Origin of the sequence: Catenovulum agarivorans DS-2 (genome assembly GCF_000568405.1) — a bacterium.
Taxonomy (GTDB): domain Bacteria; phylum Pseudomonadota; class Gammaproteobacteria; order Enterobacterales; family Alteromonadaceae; genus Catenovulum; species Catenovulum agarivorans_A.
Genome location: NZ_ARZY01000001.1, coordinates 332914 through 353455, shown reverse-complemented (window position 1 = coordinate 353455; position 20542 = coordinate 332914). Strand labels below are relative to the sequence as shown.

At 40.4% G+C, this 20542-nt stretch carries 11 protein-coding genes; 4 read left to right on the top strand and 7 right to left on the bottom strand.

Translation table 11 applies throughout. From position 1 onward, the window contains the following. Positions 1–8 precede the first annotated feature (8 nt). The gene (locus DS2_RS01565; RefSeq protein WP_152537518.1) at positions 9–875 is read left to right on the top strand and encodes a 2-keto-4-pentenoate hydratase; all 867 of its coding nucleotides are present in this window, start codon (positions 9–11) and stop codon (positions 873–875) included. A gap of 14 nt (positions 876–889) precedes the next feature. Beyond that, positions 890–1594, top strand: a complete 705-nt coding sequence (locus tag DS2_RS01560) for an SDR family NAD(P)-dependent oxidoreductase (protein ID WP_035012823.1) — start codon at positions 890–892, stop codon at positions 1592–1594. 190 nt (positions 1595–1784) lie between these two features. On the opposite strand, the gene topA is transcribed toward DS2_RS01560, so the two are convergent. Beyond that, the gene (topA, locus tag DS2_RS01555) at positions 1785–4424 is read right to left on the bottom strand and encodes a type I DNA topoisomerase (protein WP_035012822.1); all 2640 of its coding nucleotides are present in this window, start codon (positions 4422–4424) and stop codon (positions 1785–1787) included. A gap of 193 nt (positions 4425–4617) precedes the next feature. Here topA and DS2_RS01550 point away from each other — a divergent pair, with 193 nt between their 5' ends. Continuing rightward, positions 4618–5799, top strand: coding sequence for an N-succinylarginine dihydrolase (locus DS2_RS01550; protein WP_051479508.1), 1182 nt, complete (start codon positions 4618–4620; stop codon positions 5797–5799). A 35-nt stretch (positions 5800–5834) separates the two neighbouring features. Here DS2_RS01550 and DS2_RS01545 read toward each other — a convergent pair whose 3' ends face one another. After that, positions 5835–10439, bottom strand: a complete 4605-nt coding sequence (locus DS2_RS01545) for a hypothetical protein (protein ID WP_035012820.1) — start codon at positions 10437–10439, stop codon at positions 5835–5837. A gap of 137 nt (positions 10440–10576) precedes the next feature. Between DS2_RS01545 and DS2_RS01540 the strand changes: the two genes are divergently transcribed. Next, the gene (locus DS2_RS01540) at positions 10577–11908 is read left to right on the top strand and encodes a dicarboxylate/amino acid:cation symporter (protein ID WP_035012819.1); all 1332 of its coding nucleotides are present in this window, start codon (positions 10577–10579) and stop codon (positions 11906–11908) included. Between the two features lie 32 nt (positions 11909–11940). Here DS2_RS01540 and DS2_RS01535 read toward each other — a convergent pair whose 3' ends face one another. From DS2_RS01535 to DS2_RS01515, 5 genes are read right to left on the bottom strand one after another with little or no spacing between them, the layout of a single operon-like run. Then, positions 11941–13254, bottom strand: a complete 1314-nt coding sequence (locus DS2_RS01535; RefSeq protein ID WP_235188515.1) for an RsmB/NOP family class I SAM-dependent RNA methyltransferase — start codon at positions 13252–13254, stop codon at positions 11941–11943. A 13-nt stretch (positions 13255–13267) separates the two neighbouring features. Then, entirely contained in the window at positions 13268–14023 is a 756-nt protein-coding gene (locus tag DS2_RS01530; RefSeq protein ID WP_035012818.1) for a Nif3-like dinuclear metal center hexameric protein, read from the bottom strand. A gap of 18 nt (positions 14024–14041) precedes the next feature. Beyond that, positions 14042–14581: a cell division protein ZapC domain-containing protein gene (locus tag DS2_RS01525; RefSeq protein WP_035012817.1), complete on the bottom strand. Its 540-nt coding sequence runs from the start codon at positions 14579–14581 to the stop codon at positions 14042–14044. Positions 14582–14634: 53 nt separating this feature from the next. Further along, positions 14635–15645: a quinone-dependent dihydroorotate dehydrogenase gene (pyrD, locus tag DS2_RS01520; protein WP_035012815.1), complete on the bottom strand. Its 1011-nt coding sequence runs from the start codon at positions 15643–15645 to the stop codon at positions 14635–14637. A gap of 50 nt (positions 15646–15695) precedes the next feature. Continuing rightward, positions 15696–20525, bottom strand: coding sequence for an NAD-glutamate dehydrogenase (locus DS2_RS01515; protein WP_035012814.1), 4830 nt, complete (start codon positions 20523–20525; stop codon positions 15696–15698). Positions 20526–20542: the final 17 nt, after the last annotated feature.

Genomic DNA, 20542 nt, shown 5'->3' with positions numbered 1-20542 from the left:
GTAGTGCAATGGCGGCTGACAATAAAAATTGTCAATTTACCGAACAAGAATCACTGCACATTCAACAAGCCGCTCATACATTACCGCACCAACTAATTAAGCCGCTTGAAATTAGTCGCCATGATCAAGCCTATTGCCTACAAAGCAGCTTTATTCAAGCTTTAATAAATCAGCAGCCAGGGCTGCAACCAGCTGGATACAAAATAGCTTTCACTCACGAAAAAGTTCAAAAGATGTTTGCAACGAGTGAGCCCGCACATGCCGTTATATTTGCCCAGCAGTTTTTACCGTCTGGCAGTAAGATTGCGACAAACTTCGCTGTCAACCCAATGTATGAAGCTGATTTGGTAGTAGAGATAAAATCTGCACAGATAATGCGGGCCAAAACCCATTTGCAGATGCTCGAACATATCCGTTACCTGTACCCGGCGTTTGAATTGGTTACGCTACCTTTTAATATGCAAAACAAAAAGATCCGTGAACAAATATCTGCAAACCAACTAATCGCGCATAATATAATGTCGGTCAACTTTGTATTAGGTGAGCAAATAACTGTTGAGCCAAGCAGTGATTTTGCTCGTAAACTTGGTAATACTCGCATTTTAGTCACAGATGAAAACAACGAGCTTATTCAAACGGCAGATACCGAATCTATAATGCGCCATCCACTAAATGCGCTAGCTTGGTTAATTGAAAAATTTAATCAACAAGGTCTCTCTTTAAAAGCAGGAGATAGAATTAGCTTAGGCAGCCTGGGGAAACTTCGTCCAGTCGAAAACGCCAATAAGCAGATTCGTTACCAATTTGTAAATTGGCTAGAACAACCACAAGTAACCATGAGTTTTGTAGCAAATACAAAGCCTGAAACAAAATAACAACTAGGACTAACATGAAGCATATTTTAATTACCGGCGCATCTTCAGGAATCGGCCGCGAAATAGCCATTCAAGCCAGTAAACTGGGTTACAAACTTAGTTTAACTGGCCGAAATCCAGACAAGTTGCAACGCACACAAGACAGCTTAGCTATTAACACTGAAAATTTTAGTCGTAGTTTGTGTGTGACTGACCAAGCAGCATTAGTCGATTTTACCAATAGTGCTAAAGAGCAACTAGGCGATTTTGACATAGTAATAAATTGTGCAGGCATTAACACTGCTCGAGGCAAAGGCGAAGAAATATCAATTGCTGAATTAGAATGGATGATGAAAATAAACTTTTATTCACCCGTGCAAATAATGCAACTGTGCCTTCCCTCATTAAAACATGCAGCTAAACAAAATGGCTGTGCAACTATCGTCAATGTATTATCAACTGTGTGCTTATTTTCCAACCCAGGTATTGCAGCATACACAGCTTCAAAAGCCGCTTTAGATCATTACGTAAAAGTTATGCGTAAAGAACTCAAGGCAGACAATATCAAAATGTTATCCGTTTACCCTGGTGGAGTTGACACAGAATTTAGGGCCGCAGAAAGACCTGAGTACTTAACGGCAGCAGCTGTTGCTAAAGCGATTTTGCATAGCTTAGATACTGACGCTAATACCCACATACACGATTTAGTCTTAAGACCTCAAGTAGAAGAAAACTTTTAGCTAATCATTCCGGCCGCCCAGCCCTTCGCAAATATCTCGAGCAGTTGGCATAAGTTTCATTTACCAGCACACCAAGCGAGAATGTGGCTAAAAGAATAAAATACTTTATGTGGTAAGGCATTCTATAATAAGTAAGGCCAGCAAATGCTGGCCTTATCTTTATCTAAAAATCAAAATAATCTAAATCAAATTACGTTTTAGCTTTCTTTGCTTTTGATTTCTTTTCTTCAATAACCCATTTGTTATTGATGTATTTAGCTACCCAACCTGTTGCTTTACCGTCTTTTTCCGAAGCTAAGTATTGCTCTTTCGTTTTACGGCTAAATTTAACAACAACTGGATTACCATCACTGTCCGTTTCTGGCCCTTCAGCTAAGTATTTAAACTTATCATGCAGTCGGTCTTTAAAACGCACTAGCTCAGAAACTTTCGGTGCACGAGTTTCTCGAGATTTAGGGAAGTTATGCGCAGCTAAAAAGATACCAGCAGCACCATCACGCAATACGAAATAGGCATCTGACTTTTCACATGGCATTTCTGGTAATGGAATTGGATCTTCTTTTGGTGGCGCAGGTTGTCCATTTCTCAATAACTTACGAGTGTTTTTGCATTCTTCATTGGTACAACCAAAATACTTACCAAATCGGCCATTTTTAAGCTGCATTTCCGCACCACATTTATCACACTCGATAACTGGACCGTCATACCCCTTAATTTTAAACTGACCTTTCTCAATCTCGTAGCCATCACAACTTGGATTGTTACCACAAACATGTAATTTTCTTTCAGTATCAATTAAATAGCTATCCATCGCTGTGCCACATTTGCTACAACGTTTTTTAGCTCTTAACGCTTGGGTTTCAGCCTCTTCGTCGTTAGCGTCAACCGCTTCTTCTCCAGAGGTTAAATTGATCGTTTTGGTACATCTTTCTTTTGGTGGCAACGCATAACCTGAACAGCCCAGAAATACCCCAGTAGAAGCCGTTCTAATTGTCATTGCTCGGCCACACTCTGGACAATCAATAGCAACGGGTATGGGCTGGTTTGGCTTCATGCCACCTTTTTCAGGATCTTCTTCGGCCAATTCTAGTTTGCTTTTAAAATCAGCATAAAAATTATCTAAAACTTTATGCCATTCTAACTCACCTTCCGCAATATCATCTAAATGCGTTTCCATATTGGCGGTAAAGTCGTAACTCATTAAGTCGGTAAAATTACTTAACAATCTGTCTGTGACAATTTCGCCCATTTTCTCCGCATAAAATCGTTTATTTTCTAAACGTACGTAACCACGGTCTTGAATGGTACTGATAATAGATGCATAAGTAGAAGGACGACCAATCCCCCGTTTTTCCAGCTCTTTAACCAAAGCTGCTTCGCTGAAACGTGCTGGTGGCTTAGTAAAATTTTGTTTAGGATCTAATTTAACCAGTTCAAGCGTTTCACCAACCTTAACATCTGGTAATAATTGATCTTCTTTACCTTTTTTACCCACAGGAGGTTGAACTCTTGTCCAACCATCAAATACGAGTACACGACCTTTCGCTTTTAATTCAAATTCGTCAGCTTTTACGCTTATCGTGCTGGCTTTGTATTTTGCAGGTGTCATTTGACAAGCTACAAATTGTCGCCAAATTAACTCATACAAACGTTTTGCATCAGGGTCAATATCTTTGCCTAAATGCTCAGACAATACACCTACTTGCGATGGGCGAATGGCTTCATGCGCCTCTTGTGCATTATCTTTATTACCGTAAACAACCGGATTGTCTGGCAAATAGTTATTGCCATATTCTTGTTGAATGAAATCTCGACAAGCCGATACAGCCTCTGTACTTAAATTAGTTGAGTCAGTACGCATATAGGTTATGTGGCCAGCTTCGTATAAACGCTGTGCCAGCATCATGGTTTTTTTAACGCCAAACCCTAAACGAGTACTTGCAGCTTGTTGCAAGGTCGAGGTAATAAAAGGCGCGCCTGCTTTACTCGAAGTTGGCCTTGTTTCACAGTCAGCCACTTTAAAAGCGGTTGACTGCAAAATAGCTAAAGCGCTATCGGTTTCCGCTTTACTGGTTGGCCTGAAATTCTTGTTTTGATATTTCGCAACTTCTAAATTAAGGTTGGCATTTGCAGCTGTACGAGTATCGGCATTAACCTCCCAATATTCTTCAGGGACAAAAGCCTTAATTTGATGTTCACGTTCAACAACTAAACGCACTGCAACTGATTGGACTCGGCCGGCAGATAAACCACGCGCGACTTTTTTCCATAGTAGTGGCGACACCATAAAGCCAACCACTCGGTCTAAAAATCGTCGAGCCTGCTGAGCATTTACCCTGTCAACGTTTAATTCATCTGGTTCTGAGAATGCATTTTTTATCGCGTTTTTAGTAATTTCGTTAAAAACCACACGCTTATATTTAGTATCTTCACCACCAATCACTTCGCGTAAATGCCAAGCAATTGCTTCCCCTTCTCTATCCAAATCGGTTGCGAGATAAACAGTTTCAGCGTTTTCAGCAAGTTTTTGTAGTTCAGAAACGACTTTTTCTTTGCCGGGCAATATTTCATATTCAGCATGCCAATTATCCTCTGGGTTCACCCCCATACGGGCAACTAATGCAGCTTTTTCTTTTTTCTTTTTATGCGCTGCCTTTTCTTCTGGTGACATTCCCTTAGTGCTGACAGCTGGGCTCGTTTTCCCTTTTGAAGACGTTGGTAGATCTCGAATATGGCCTACGCTCGACTTGACGACATAGTCCTTACCAAGATATTTGTTTATCGTTTTTGCCTTTGCTGGCGATTCGACTATTACGAGTGACTTTCCCATTAGATATCAAATACTATTTAAATTTAATCTTGTACGACAATTGTCGTCGCACGCTTCTTTTTAAAGATATATCGACAAATTAGCTCAGTAGCAAGCTATTTCCTTAACATTTTTTATATCAGCGCTTAATTGCTCGCTTTTTCAACTATAATGCGAACTATAGTGGCTATTTTGTATTTTAAAAGGTGCAGCTATGAAATATTATGAAGTTAATTTTGATGGACAGATTGCACCAAGCCATGAATTTGCCGGATTATCCGAAGGAAATATTGCATCGACACAACATAAAGGCTTATCGGCCAACTACCACAAAGCACTAAAACAATGGCAGGCTAAAGTTGAACTAATCACGTCTCTTGGCATTAAACAATATAAGCTACCTTTATTACAACGCCCCGATCCCGAGCTATTAGCAAACTTAGGTTTATCAATTCAAGATTTAAGCCGCCCTAACGTCTGCCCTTCTCAATTAAGGTCTGCACTGATATCAGCATCAGCCATGTGGGCTGCAAACGCCGCGAGTATAACCCCTTCCTGCGACAGTTTAGATAGCAAAGTGCATATTACACCGGCAAATTTAGCGCATTTTTTTCATCGAGCCATTGAAACTCGACAAACCCAAGCGAATTTAAAAAAGGTGTTTTGTTCTGAGTTTTTTATACATCACCCACCTTTACCAAACCACTCATGGTTTTATGATGAAGGATCGGCAAACCATTTAAGAATATGCCCTAATTATGACACTTCTGCTCTAAACATATTCGTTTACGGTCACGATGCTTTCGCTGAAAAACAACCTGAGCTTAAGTTTCCTTCACGGCAATCGCTACAAAGCTGTCAAACTATTGCTCGTAATCATATGTTGAGACCTGATAACACCTTGTTTGTTCAGCAATCGGCAAAAGCAATAAACGCGGGTGTTTTTCACAATGATGTTATTGCTGTCGCCAATTTAAATGTACTGTTTTATCACCAACTTGCATTTACCGATACAACCGAAGTTATAAAACAGATTCAAGCGCAGTATCAGCGCAACTATCCAAATTCACGTTTTTACCCAATCGAAGTAACTTCAAACGATTTAACCCTACAACAAGCTGTAAGCAGTTATATTTTTAACTCGCAGTTGGTGACCGTCAACAGTGCAAAAAACCAATACATGGCGTTAATAGCGCCTTGTGAATGCAAAACTGATCCTGCTGTTCAAAATGTTCTTAACAAAATACTAGCTGAAGATAATCCGATTGAACGAGTTTATTATGTTGACTTGTCTGAAAGTATGGCAAATGGCGGAGGACCCGCATGTTTACGATTGAAGGTGGTATTAAGCGAAGCCGAATTGGCTTCGCTTAATCTGCAAGGGTATGAGGTTTAACCCTAAGTTGTTAAACCTTCATAGGCACTAAAGCGCTATTGACTATCAAAAACATTAGCAATTGAAACCGTTGTAGAAACCCCACCTGGCGTTTCTACAGTCAATAATAATGTCCCTTGAAACGCCTCATTTCCTTCTGATTCGGGTTTAATGCCGACGCTAAAATTCATCGGTAAGAGACGATTTGTCTCTAAGACTTCGTATGAACTGGCACCGAATATCTCGCCGTTATCAGTAGTGTAAGTGAATGAAGTTCCAGCTGGCATTGGATTATTATTAATATCCGTTACATATACATTTAGCACTTCGGTGTTACTTTCATCATAACGGCCATTGCCATTATTATCACGAGTCAATAGCTCCGCGACATCTATATCCAATTGATCACCATCGCCGTTACAGTCAGCTCCAACTAGAGTTTCATCAACTAAGCTATCCCAAACACCGTTGCCGTTACAGTCTACGTAGACATCCGCATTTAAGTAAACATTCGATACTGGTTGAGAATCAGAGTCTAATACTCTTACATAAGGGCTCTGGCCCGACATAACAAACTCAGTATCATCACGAATTTGCACCAAGTTACGACTGCAGACATCATTTTCTGCATTTTCCACAGTGCAGCTTAAACCGTTAAATTTATGTTGTGCAGAATCACTTTCTGAGTCGTAGATACCATTATTATTAACGTCAACAAACTCTTCTTGCGAAGCCCCCAAATAGACATAATCGTCTCCCGCTCTCGCGCCATATCGAGCCGTTTTAATACACAAGGTATTATCCACACCAGGAGCAAAATTTATATTATCGATGGCGAATGGAAGATCTGCATTTGGGCTGTACTCAGTGCTTGAACTTGCTTCCTGTTGACCACAGAATAAACCGTCACGATTATCATCTAGGAAGGCTTCCCCTAAGTTATAAAATGTTTCGCCTGAATCATAACGACCGTTTCCATTCGCATCAACGAAGCTTTCTTCACCAAATGTATATGCTAATACAGTGACTCTGCCTAACCTTGGATGGGCCATTTGTAATGGACCTTGCCTATCGTTTCCATCAAAAACATTGTCGCCATTGGTATCTTCTACAGCCCCGAAGCAAGGCATTCCATCTGTCAGGATATCATTACTTGGGTCATTATCATTTCCCACGTCACAAAAGCCGCTGTCTAGTGTGTTGCCGTTGATTATAGGATTAGTGCTGCGCCATACAACCTCACATGACCCATTCAACGTAGTGCAACTACCGTCTATTGTGCCATGGTCAGTTCTAAAGGTTACAGAGGTTCCGTCAAGCACAGGGTGATTAAAGTGATCAGCTGAAAAGACGCTCATGCGGTTCTCGACACCAACTATCCCCCAAGCTTCAATATTTAAACTTTCCGGTACAAATGTAAAACTATTCTGGTCTCCAACCCCTGTTATGGCTGCAAGACCTCTGGATAGACCATATGAGACGACATTGTTGTCAGAATCCACTAGTTCAGCAATCACAATAATTGGGTTAGCCACTTGCCCAGCCTCTACAGTCGCAAAAACTGTACCATCACTAAAACTTACAGCCTCCGAAGGTGATATGGTAACACCGCCCAAACCTGACGTATTGCCAATATTATTGGCTAGAGAAAAACGCACCGTTTGGCCTTCTTTGTGGTTACCAAATTCATCGACGACTCTAAAATTTAATCGTGCTTTTTCATTACTTCCATTACCTTTTAGGCCGATTGTTGGGTTTTCAGCTAGGTCTACCACTTGTCCGTTAATTTCAACAGATTCAAAAATAACTGAGTCTGCGGAAACCTCACCAAGCTTGAGAATACCTGTAGCTAATAATGAACGCGAACCGATATCTGCCGTCGCAGTTATCTCATCTTGAATAGCACATCCATCCGCAACATAAACAGCTTTAGCAACACCATTAAACGCAGTTACTGTGGAGTCAATTCGAGCTTTTGGATCAGATTCTGATGCACACGCTGAACTAAAGGTTACTTCAACTGGTTGTAAATACGATTGTTTTGTTTCAGCATCTATTATATTTACCTGTAGAACAGCTGTACGGCCCGGGGCTAGTTCGTCTATATCTACACCGTTTACATCTTTGGCTACAATAGTATTTTTAAAATCACCTTCGATTTCATTACCCATTTCGATATTGACAGCTCCGATATCGACTGTTGCTGTTACACTGCCTGAAGCCGTTGATGTTGGCAACGTAACTGTAATCAACCCTGCGCCAGGAACTTCTCCCATAGATATATCGGCGGTGGCATATCCATCCTCATTAGTTAGCACGCGCCCAGTAGATGGGTTTAGAATCCCATTGTCAGTTTCAATATTAACTAATAAATTTGGTATTCCTTGGTTATTATCGGTAACGTGAACAATTATAGTCCTCGGTGAATTGAGACCCACTCTGTTATCTGGTTCATCACAATCACCTTTTTCCTTATCATTACCTTCGCTGCTGCAGTCATAAACTTCAACTGTAACAGAGAAAGCTTTGTCTTGTTTTATTTCATCACCTGCAGAATCAAATGTGGTGATGGCGACTGCATCTTGATAATTAACCTGCGCTTGCCCAGCCCCTCGAACATCACCAGCAGTTAATACGACTCTGGCCTCTCCTTGGCTATCAGTTCTAGCAGTCGCGATGTTTGGAAAAATAGTTCCAAGGCTGCTTGAGAAAGTTAACAAAGCATTCTCTACAGGGGCATTTTTGTTATCGGTTAATTTTGCCCATAGCTCAACCGGTGCGTCTTTACTGACTAAAAAGGTTGGGTTTTCACTACCCGGCTCGTAAGTTTTTAAAGTTAGCTTGTATTGGTCTGTAACAATACTCGCATCATCTCCAAGCGTTTCAAAAATAATTGGCGCGGATGTTACTTGCCCATTTGGCAAGGTAGCTGAAGCCGTTACTTGTCCGCCAGTACGAACGCTGCCCGCTGTCAAGGTTATACGAGCTTGGCCATTTTCATCAGTCACAGCTACGGCACTTGACGGTGAAAGCACCCCAACAGAGCCATTGTTATAACTCACTAAAAACTGTTCACTATCGTCAATTGGCACACCATTTTTTAACACTGATGCAACAACGATTGCAGGATTGTCTTCACTGATAGTATAAATACCGTTAATTTTTGGAAATGCCTCTTCATTTCCATTGTCATTTAATTTGAATAAGTCTATATCGATAGTGTAATTCTCAGCACTCGATATTTGGCCATCACCAGCGCTAATATATGTGATGGTTTCTGATAAATTTTGGCTGGCTAACGTAGCCGTTATCGAACCTTCGCCAGCAACGTCTGTTGCTGCCAAAACAGTTTGAGCTTGTCCGTTTGCATCAGTCACAAGCGCGCCACTAGATAAATTTGCAGCATTAGTATTAAAAGTAAGGATAGCATTTGGTTTAGGCTCGCCATTGACTTTCAATGTTGCGGTTGCTGTTAAAGGTTGAGCGGCAGACAATTGTACATTTGATTCACCTTGTGCATTAGCTAAATTTAACTCAAGTACATATATCTGTTTTTCTAATACATACGCTTGCTCACTCTCAAACCCGTTGAGGGCTGGCAGAGAAACAGTAATAACACCATCGGCTTGAGGTGCACTTAACTCAAAATAGCTTTTACCAACGTTGTCTGTTGTTTGGGTAGAAAATACGACATCACTCGATACTTTCACTTCAAAGTTTTCAATTGGAGACGCAGTTCTTTTGTGCGTTAGCGTGGCCTCTAAAAAATACTTCGAGTCATCTTTTGCGATTGCTGAAATTTGGTTGCAACTAGAAAAATCACCTGCATTGGAATCAAAGTCACTCGTACATTTCAACAGTGTGGTCAACAAGTTATATTCAAATTGTGTTACTTCTACACCATTTACATCAATACTTTCATTTTGACTTGTAATAGAGATAGCTGCTCCACTTTCTTCTCCAACACTTGTTAATTCGAAGATTGCAATACCCTTGCTATCGGTATTCTTCTCACCAATTTCAGGTTTAGATTTAACGCTAGGAGGCAATGATAGACTAACCAATGAGCTTGGTTTAGGCACACCATTGTCGGATAAACTTACCACTAAGTTTACGGCTTGTTTTCCAAATATGCGTTTGGTTGTTGTACAACCTGATAAGTTGTCTAATGAGGCGTTCAAAGTTTCACTACAATAATAAAGGTCTGCAGTTAACTCAATTCCCTCCTCTGAATTAATTCCATCACCTAATGAACTAAATTCCAATGTATCAGAAAGGTCACCTTGGCCATCGGCATCTAGCGTAGCAGTGAGTATCCCTGCACTTTCAACTTGGCCTGGAAATAACTTGATTGTAGCTAAACCGTTTTGTACCAATACGCTGCCTGAAGACGGGGCTAAATTACCGGTATCTGAAACAAAGTTTATCCGAATATTGTTGGCAGCTTTACCATTTTCAGTAACCGTAGCAGTTACAGTTAACGGATTATCTTGACTGGTTACTCGAGAGGACGTACCTTGTGAATCAACCGCGCTTAAACTTATTTGGTAGGTTGGCTCTTCAGAGTCTCCATTACCATTTTCTAAACTACCACCGCCTCCACAGGCCACCATTAACATAGCCAATATAGAAACGAACCAATAGCGATACTGCTTTAGCATTCTCTGCACTCCATGGTCTTAAGTTTTAAATTGTTGTAATCTCGGTAATATTAGCTCATAACTTTATATAGTAACAATCGTTAAAGGTTAAAATAATTAACTATTTTACAATTTGGTAAAGATTTTAGGGGAACAGTTTGCAAAATATAAATAAAAACCTAACGCTACATATTTTAATTGCGATGATTTTGGGGGTAGTTGTTGGACGGCTTTTTAGTTTTTGGGTATCGGAAAGCCAAGATACAGTGGTCAACCTGTTCATCTTTGAGCTTTCAATGAAACAATTTTTTGTTGAAGGGCTATTTAATGTTGGTGGTAGTATATTTATTACCAGTTTAAAGATGCTGGTTGTACCTTTGGTATTTATTTCATTGGTTTGCGGTGTGTGTTCGTTAAATGATTCAGCCAAAATTGGCCGCCTCGGAGCCAAATCGATCGGGCTTTATTTATTTACTACTGCTATTGCTATCACCTTTGCAATCTCTATTGCACTATTGATATCCCCCGGCGAAGGCATGAACTTAACAACTGATCAGACCTATCAAGCTAAAGAAGCACCGAGTTTTGCCCAAGTTTTGATTGATATGTTTCCATCAAACCCTGTTAATGCGATGGCTGAAGGCAATATGCTGCAAATTATCGTATTTTCTTTGTTATTTGGTGTTGCAATGGCCTTATCTGGCAAAGCAGGTGAACGTATTGCTAGTTTATTTGAAGACTTAAATAAAATTGTGATGCGCATGGTTACCATTTTAATGGACCTTGCTCCATACGGTGTGTTTTGTTTAATGGCAAAACTATTTACATATTTAGAGCTTAGTGAAATTGTTCAGCTAGCCCAATATTTCTTTACCGTTCTATTGGTACTGCTTGTACATGCAACCGTTACTTACCCGAGTTTGATGGTGTTGTTAGGTAAGCTAAATCCTGTACCATTCTTAATCAAGATGAAAGATACATTAATGTTTGCTTTTAGCACTGCCAGTAGTAACGCAACTATGCCAATCACTTTAAATACTGTCACCAAAAAATTAGGCGCAAATAACTCAATTGCTTCTTTTACCATTCCACTTGGCGCAACGGTCAACATGGATGGAACAGCAATAATGCAAGGGGTAGCGACCGTGTTTATAGCCCAAGTGTATGGTATAGATTTATCTTTTGCCGACTATGTCGCTGTATTAATTACTGCCACTTTAGCGTCTATAGGGGCTGCAGGCGTGCCCGGTGTTGGCTTGATTTTACTCGCGATGGTATTTCAACAAGTTGGGTTACCAGTTGAAGGTATCGCACTTATTTTGGGTGTAGATAGATTGTTAGATATGACCCGTACAGCGGTTAATGTTACGGGTGATGCTGCTGTTACCTGCTTGATTGCGAAATCTGAAAGCCAGTTAGATGAAAAGCGCTTTGCTGCCAGCGAAACTCAGCTGACAAATATGGCAGGTGACAATGAAAAAACGGCATAAGCCGTTTTTTCATTAATTTTTATTGCATTTACTTATGCAGTTCTGGTTAGAACTGCAACAAACATAGTGTCTGACTCTTGCTCAAAGCCACCGAGTGTTTTTTGAAAGTCTAACTGAAAGTTTTTAAATTTATCTAAAAACCAACTGACTTGAGCTTCGTTCTCAGCAAGTTGCCAACTGCAAGTCGCATAAACTAATTTACCGTTTTTACGCACTGACGCCTGGGCATTAGCCAAAATAGTTTGTTGAATGGCAATTTGCTCTTCGGTGTCTGCTTGCGAGAAACGCCACTTAGCGTCAGGGTTACGCCGCCAAGTTCCAGCCGACGTGCAAGGCGCGTCAACTAGTACCCGATCAAATCCATTTTGCCTTTTTACATCATTGGGTAAATTTAAAGCTTGTTTACCATCCCAAGTAAAGGTACGAATATTAAAGTACCCTGCTCGTTTAGCTCGCTTTTTAAGTTCATCAAGTTTGTAGCTATGCAAGTCGGTTGCGGTTACTGATCCTTTGTTTTGCAAGTGGTCGGCCAGCGCCATCGTCTTACCACCCGCGCCGGCACAGCAATCCCAAACTTTCATACCCGCTCGCACGTCTACCGCTTGAACAATCTGCTGACTCGCAAGATCTTGAACTTCAAATTGGCCTAATGCAAACTGGCTGGTACGGGTCACATCAGCACCGCCATTAACGCTCAACACACCGTGGTTATAGTCGGCTTTAATGTCTTGTGATTTTAGCTCTTTAAATAATTGTTCTGAGTCAACCCCCACTAAAGGCCGCAAATATATGGGTAGTGACATAGCTTGATTTTTAATAAAAGATTTCAGTTCTTCATCCGACCATGACGAAGCTATCGCTCTTTGCGTTAAAATAGGTAACCAACTCGGACGCACACCATATCGCAATGCCAATAACTCAAGTTGAGAATTAATTTTACCCAACAGGCTTTTAAACCACTGCAAGCGTTTATTTTCACCATTGGTGACGCTCGGCTCTTCACCTTGCAATAAGGTCAACCAAAACCAGAATTCTTTGCTTTGAATGTACTGAGCGTTCGACAAATGCCAGTTGCGGTCCCATGCTATTGGATCTAATAACTCACCCTGGCTAAAACTTGCTTCAAAATAGTCTGCCGCTTGAACAAACTTAACCGCAACAAATAGCTCACGGCTGATGGCAAGTTTGTCTTGTCTAGCTAGGTTCCCACTGTGTTTAAATTGTGCTTTTAACCAGCGGTCAAAAGGCTTGAGTTCATCTAATTCGATCCACTTTGACCACAAAGATTTGCGCGCCATAGTGACAATTAATTGCGGATGTGGCGATTTTTTACAGCGTCGTTTCATTTAGGCTCTCGGCTTACGCAGGATTATAAATATCGATAAATTCAACGTCGATATCAGTTTGTTGAGCCAAATGTTCACCCAATGCTTTAATACCGTATCGCTCTGTAGCATGGTGACCTGCAGCAATAAAATGTATCCCCATCTCTGCTGCTATATGTACAGTTTGTTCGCTGACCTCTCCAGTTATAAATAAATCAGCACCTGCGTTGGCCGCTTGTTCGATAAAAGATTGCCCGCCCCCCGTGCAAATCGCAACTTTGTTGATTAAGAAATCACCGCCTGATACGACCAAAGGCTTGCGTTGAAGAGACTGCTCCACAACATGTGCAAAAGTTTTTAAATCTATTGCCTTGTCGGTTTGAGCTTGCATCAAGACGCCTTGAGGTTTTATGCCATCAATTGCGGAGATACTGTTTAAATTAAACAATTGCGCAAGCTGGACATTATTACCAACTTCAGGGTGAACGTCTAATGGCAAATGATAAGCAAATAAACTAATGTTGTGTTTGATTAACTTTTGAATGCGCTGATACTTCATGCCGACTAGCGTAGGTGTTTCATTTTTCCAAAAATAACCATGATGTACTAAGATTGCATCAGCATTTGCTTCAATCGCTGCATCTATAAGTGCTTGGGTGGCACTCACTCCAGTTACCACTTTATTTATTGGTTTGTTGCAATCTACCTGTAATCCATTCGGGCAGTAATCAGTAATGAGTTCTGGTTTTAACCAGCTATTGATCAAATGTTCGAGTTGTTGTGTTTGCATAGATTATGTAAATTGGACTTAAGCTTGGTATTTTCCACGGGTGATAGTTGATTTAGGTAGCGACGAGATTCTATCTTGAAGAACTTTAATGCATTCAAATTGCTTCATTATTTTGCGCTCATCTAACTGTAAAGATTTTGACAATAACATTAAGTTAGCACAGTCTTTATTTTCTTCCAGTATTAAAAATTCAGCGCTAGCATATTGTGACTGTAACAATACAACCTGCTCAAACATAGTCCGCTTGTGGGCATGTTTCTGTGGCACAAAATACCAACTTTTTGGCTGTTCTGGGCGCACAAATTTAGTTTGAGCAACTGCATTTAACGCAATTTGAACACAAGCAGCTTCAGACAACCCTAACTGCTCTTCTATAACGGCGTAGAATTCACAGTAGCTTTGGTTGTCTGCCACGTTAAAAGATTGAGTTTGTTTTGCATTCGGCAACAACTTGCTGGCTTTACAAGCTGTTACAAAAGTAAACTCAGTCATATTTAAACGCAAAGTGTGAGACTCAAGGTCGTAAAACCAATACCAGTCTGCTTTTGCTTGTAGCATGAAAACCTTATTCCTATGGTTAGATTGCGTTCAAGATGTCAAAAAATTATCGTTTATTCAAGTCCTTGGACGATTTCTTTTATTAAATTGGGACCTCGGTAGATAAAGCCAGTATAAACTTGCAATAAATCAGCTCCCGACTTAATTTTTTCGTTGGCAGACTCAGAACTATTAATACCACCGACGCCAACTATTGGCATTTTGCCGTCCAATAATTTTTTCAATTCACTGACAACATGGGTACTTTGCGTTCGGACTGGCATACCACTCAAGCCGCCCATTTCGTCACCATGTTGTAAGTGCTTGACTTTATCACGTGCAAGTGTGGTATTGGTTGCGATAACACCATCAATTTCGTTCTGAATTAGACTATTAGCCACTTGCGCAACTTCGTTGTCATCCATATCCGGAGCGATTTTAACCAGGACTGGTTTATACGCACCATGCTGCTGATTAAGTAGTGCTTGTTTTTCTTTAATTGCACCAAGTAGTTCATCAAGCGCTTCACCATACTGTAAATTACGCAATCCAGGTGTGTTTGGCGAACTAATGTTTACTGTTATATAGCTTGCATGAGGGTAAACTTTCTCTAAACAAGTTAAATAATCGTTTTTGCCATCTTCGTTAGGAGTATCTTTATTTTTACCAATATTAATACCGAGTACACCGTCATATCGACTTTTTTTCACTTGCTCTACTAGGTAATCAACCCCTTTATTGTTAAACCCCATACGATTGATAATTGCGTGGGCTTCAGGTAAACGAAATATTCTTGGTTTGTCGTTTCCTGGTTGAGGCCTAGGCGTAACCGTACCAACTTCAATAAAACCAAAACCCATGGCGGCAAACGCGTCAATACATTCACCATTTTTATCTAAACCAGCCGCTAAGCCTACTGGGTTTTTAAAATCGATTCCAAACAAGTTTACAGGTTTGGCTGGAACATGTTGTCTAAACAAACATTCAAGCGGCCCACCTTGTAGTTTTTTGAGTGACTTTATCGTAAAGTCGTGAGACCACTCAGCATCTTGAGTAAATAAAAAAGATCTTAATAATGGATACATGCTGCCCTCAACTGGCGTCTAAACAGAGGCCTAAGCCTCTAATACAAATTTTATTGCATTGTATCGCAATGATGGCTTAACAGCATCAATTCACGCAAAACAACTGAAAATTTTGCGAATTCATGACTTTGTGTCGCTCTAAAATCCGACAACATGTGTCGCCAACGTGCAAGAATATCAGCATATTGTTCATTCCAACTTTCTAACATACCTTCTGCGGTGCATTGCTCTGTGCACCCTCTCAATACAACAGAGGTAATTGACCTTTGCTGCCAATCGAGTTCTTCTCTGTAGGCGGCTCTAGCAAGCGCCTGCCAATGGTTCGCAACCGGTTGTTTATTGATTTGCTCCAAGAACCAATGTAAATCCATCTCAGCGCCGAGTTTATAATAAACACTCGCGACCAATTCAATTGGACGCTCGCTTTCTTCTACAACCTCTGCGATGTCCATAACCGAGAATAATGTACTGATGCAGGATATTTTCTTAGCAAACTGCTCGTCAACGCCAGCCTCAACCAACTTACTTGCCGCAGCCTCGAGTGAACTCTGCTCTGAGTCTACAAGGTATTTATCTAAGTTCTCGCTGAGCTCAACAAATACAGGACGATATTTTTCGATGGTTTTTTCAATACCAATATTTTTGTTGCGGTGGCGTAAAAACCATCGCGTTGTGCGTCGAATGGTTCGTCTTAACTGGTATAAAACATCTGATTGCACTTGAGCAGAAACCTTATTGTCCCAACGCTCAATTTCAGCCCATATATCACTGAGTCCGAATATTTCTCTGGCAACGGTATAACAAACGGCTATTTCACCTACTGGTGCCCCCGTTTCTTCGCCCATACGATGAACGAAGTTCATCCCCATATCGTTGACTATTTGATTGGTTATTTCGGTTGCAATTATCTCACTACGAAGCGGATGACTTTCCATTGCCGCTTTGTACTTCGTTTGCAAAGCTTTTGGGAAATAGCTGACTAATAACTTACTAATGTGCGGATTGTCGGTAATTTCGCTAATATTCAGTTTATGTTTAAGCACCATTTTGGCGTAGGCAATCAACACGCTCAACTCAGGCCGTGTTAAACCATGCCCTGCCGCCTGCCTTTCGGCAAGTTCGTCGTCTGATGGCAAAAATTCTAACTCTCGATCTAAATACCCTTCTTTTTCTAAAGCATGCAAGAAACGAATTTGTTCTTTAAGCCCAGTTTTAATTTTATATTCAGTAATGGATAAAGAATGTGTTTGGCGATAACAATCTTTTAGTACAATAGCCGCAACGTCTTCGGTCATATCATAAAGCAACTTATTACGCTGCTTTAACGTTAATTCGCCATCTTGCACTAATGAGTTCAGTAAAATTTTGATATTGACTTCTTTGTCTGAGCAATCAACTCCACCAACATTATCAATAAAATCAGTGTTAACTTTAACACCCTTATTTGCCGCTTCAATTCGACCCAATTGTGTACAGCCTAAGTTGCCACCCTCACCGATAATTTTAAATTTAACCTGTTTACCATTAACCCGTACTGAATCATTGGCGCGATCACCAACATCAGCATGAGTTTCTTTGCTTGCTTTGATATATGTACCAATCCCGCCATTCCAAAACAGATCAGCTTGCATTTGTAAAATCAGTTGAATTAATTCATTCGGTGCTAATGAATCAGCTTTGGTGTTTAGCATTTCTTTCATTTGCGAAGAAAGCTTTATTGATTTTGCTGAGCGTAAAAATATTCCGCCGCCTTTGGAAATCAAACTCTGATCATATTCCCCCCAACCTTGTACTGTCTCAAATAAGCGCTGACGTTCAGCATAGCTTTTTTTAGCATCAGGTTTAGGGTCGATGAATATGTGCATATGATTGAACGCGGCCTGCAGCTTAGTGTGCTCGGATAACAGCATGCCGTTACCAAATACATCACCAGCCATATCCCCCACGGCAACACAGGTAAATTCGGTAGTTTGGCAATCAATGTCAATTTCTCTAAAGTGACGTTTAACTGATTCCCAGGCACCTCGAGCTGTAATCCCCATTTTTTTATGGTCGTAACCGACACTGCCGCCAGAGGCGAATGCATCACCCAACCAAAAGCCGTATTCTTGAGAGATAGCATTTGCAATATCCGAGAAGGTTGCGGTTCCTTTGTCTGCTGCAACAACCAAATATGGGTCTTCATCATCATGACGATAAACTGATTTTGGTGGTATGACTTCGTTTTGTTGTATGTTGTCTGTTATGTCTAATAAACCACGAATAAAAATTTGATAACACCGTTTGCCTTCCGCGAAAAACGCAGCACGCTCTGATGGTTTTATATTTCGCTTACATACGAAACCACCTTTGGCTCCAACAGGCACTATCACAGTATTTTTAACCTGTTGTGCCTTAACCAACCCTAAAACTTCAGTTCTAAAGTCTTCGCGTCTATCTGACCAACGTAACCCACCACGGGCTACCTTTCCACCCCTTAAATGCACACCTTCAACATCAGGCGAATAAACAAAAATCTCGTATGCAGGTACAGGTTTAGGTATTTCGGGTATTTTTGCTGGTACTAACTTAATGGATATGTATTCTTTTGCGCCATTGTCGCTCTGTTGATAATAGTTGGTTCTTAATGTCGCCAACATCATGTCAACGAAGCGGCGAATAATTCTATCATCGTCTAAGTTAGCAACATCTTCTAATGATTGCTCAATTCTGACAATCAATGCAGTTTGGTCATCTTTACTAAACTTGCTTGCTGGATCAAAGCGCAGATGAAATAAGTCAACCAACATGCCTGCCAACTCAGGATAACTCGCCAACGCATTTTCAATATAGTTTTGGCTAAAGCTACTACCAATTTGTCGCATATATTTGGCGTAACAACGTAAAATCGCAACTTCTCGACCCGTCATTTCGGCTTGTAAAACTAAACGGTTGAATCCATCATCTTCTAATTGATTAAACCAAACGTTGTTAAAAGCATTTTGGAAGTTATCGCGACTCACCCCTAGGTCAAGTTCATATTCTTCACCCGTGGTCATTGAAAAATCTAAGATCCAATTCACATGTCCATCTAATGTTGTCACTTTATAAGGACGCTCATCTATTACCCGTAAACCAAAGTTTTCCAGCATAGGTAGTACATCAGATAGGTGAATTGGCTTATCACGATGGAAGAGTTTTAATCTCACCATATGTTTGGCAGTTTCATCTTCTTGCGGGCGGTACAACAACATTTCTAGGGTATTGTCTTGGCTCAAACTTTCGAGCTTTTCAATATCAACAAGCGCTGTATTCGGTAATTCATTGTCTTTGTAGCTACGGGTAAATGCACTTTCGTATTTACGGGCTAACGCACGACCTTTTTCTTCGCCATACAAAGACAATAAACTGCGTTCTAATTTGTCTTCCCACGATTTGGTTAATTCAATCATATTTGTTTGTAATTGGTGTTCGTCAATTTCGACATTATTGTTTTCAACTCGAACCATATAGTGGGTTCTAGCCAACGAAGATTCAGACAAGTAGGTGTTAAACTCAACTTCTTTATCAGATGCTAAATAATTTTGCAGCAGTTGCTGTGTTTGTTTGCGCAGTTGGGTTGAATAACGATCACGCGGTACAAACGCCATGCATGAAAAGTAGCGACCATAAATATCTTTTCTAACAAATAATCTTGAGATCCCACGCTCTTGCATCTGCATTATGCCCAATGCAATTTGAGAGATTTCTTGTTCATTCGCATGTAATATTTCTTCGCGTGGATACGTCTCAAGTATATTTTGAATTGCTTTGTAAGAGTGAGAAGAGCCTGTTAAACCACTATTTTCAATAACACGATTAACTTTGTCTTTGATTAATGGAATATCAAACACACTATCGTTGTAAAAATCTGACGAAAACAAGCCGATAAATCGATGTTCACCGCACACCTGGCCTTTTTTATCAAAAATTTTGATGCCGACATAATCCATATATGCGGGTCTGTGCACCTGAGATTTTCGATTCGTTTTAGTCAGAACCATAAGGTCATGACTTAAAGCTTGTGCTTTAGCAGACGCTGGCACATCGTTTAAATATCTTATATTTGGTCCGGTACTGTTTTTCATTAAACCTAAACTGGTTTCAGTTAACCGAGACAGACAATAATCCCCTTTAACCGCCTCTAGTTTATATTGGCGGTAGCCCATAAAAGTAAACTTGCCATCGGCCATCCAATTTAAAAACACGTTCGCTTCATCAATTTGTTGGCGATCAATGTTATCTGGCAAGTCTGCAAGCGATTTTGCTATTTCTGCACATTTAGCTTGCATATCGTGCCAGTCAGTAACGGTTAAATTAACCTGAGTGAGAACATCTGAGATGCTTTTTTCTATGGTATCTATCCGAGCCTTGTCTGATTGACGATCAATTTCAATTAGAAAAACCGTACGTTTTGCTAGTTTTTGTTCAATTTGACCGCTGTGAATATCTAAAACTTCATCATTTTTGCCATTTTTTACACCTATCGTTTGGTAAAGCAACCAATGCGCGGCAATGCCCAAGCGGTTCAACGCCATTCTTAACGAGCCCACTAAAAAAGGTTGATCAGTTGCAACGATTTCAACAATCGTATGATTACTCTGCCAACCATGTTGCGACAATTCGGGATTAAAGACTCGAATACCAGGAGCTTTTTGCCAGTTCGCACTAAAGGTGTGCCATAGGCTTAACGATGCGCCGTATAAATCACTGTCGTTACGATTTAATAAATCATCAGGGGAAATATCTTTGTATATGAGACGAGCAAATTTCTGTACAACTTGAACTTGCTCTGGGGATACTTTGGCTCGTATTAGTTTTTCTACTTGATCTAATAAAACAGATTGTTTGTTCTTGGACATGTAAAAGCCGCCTTTGA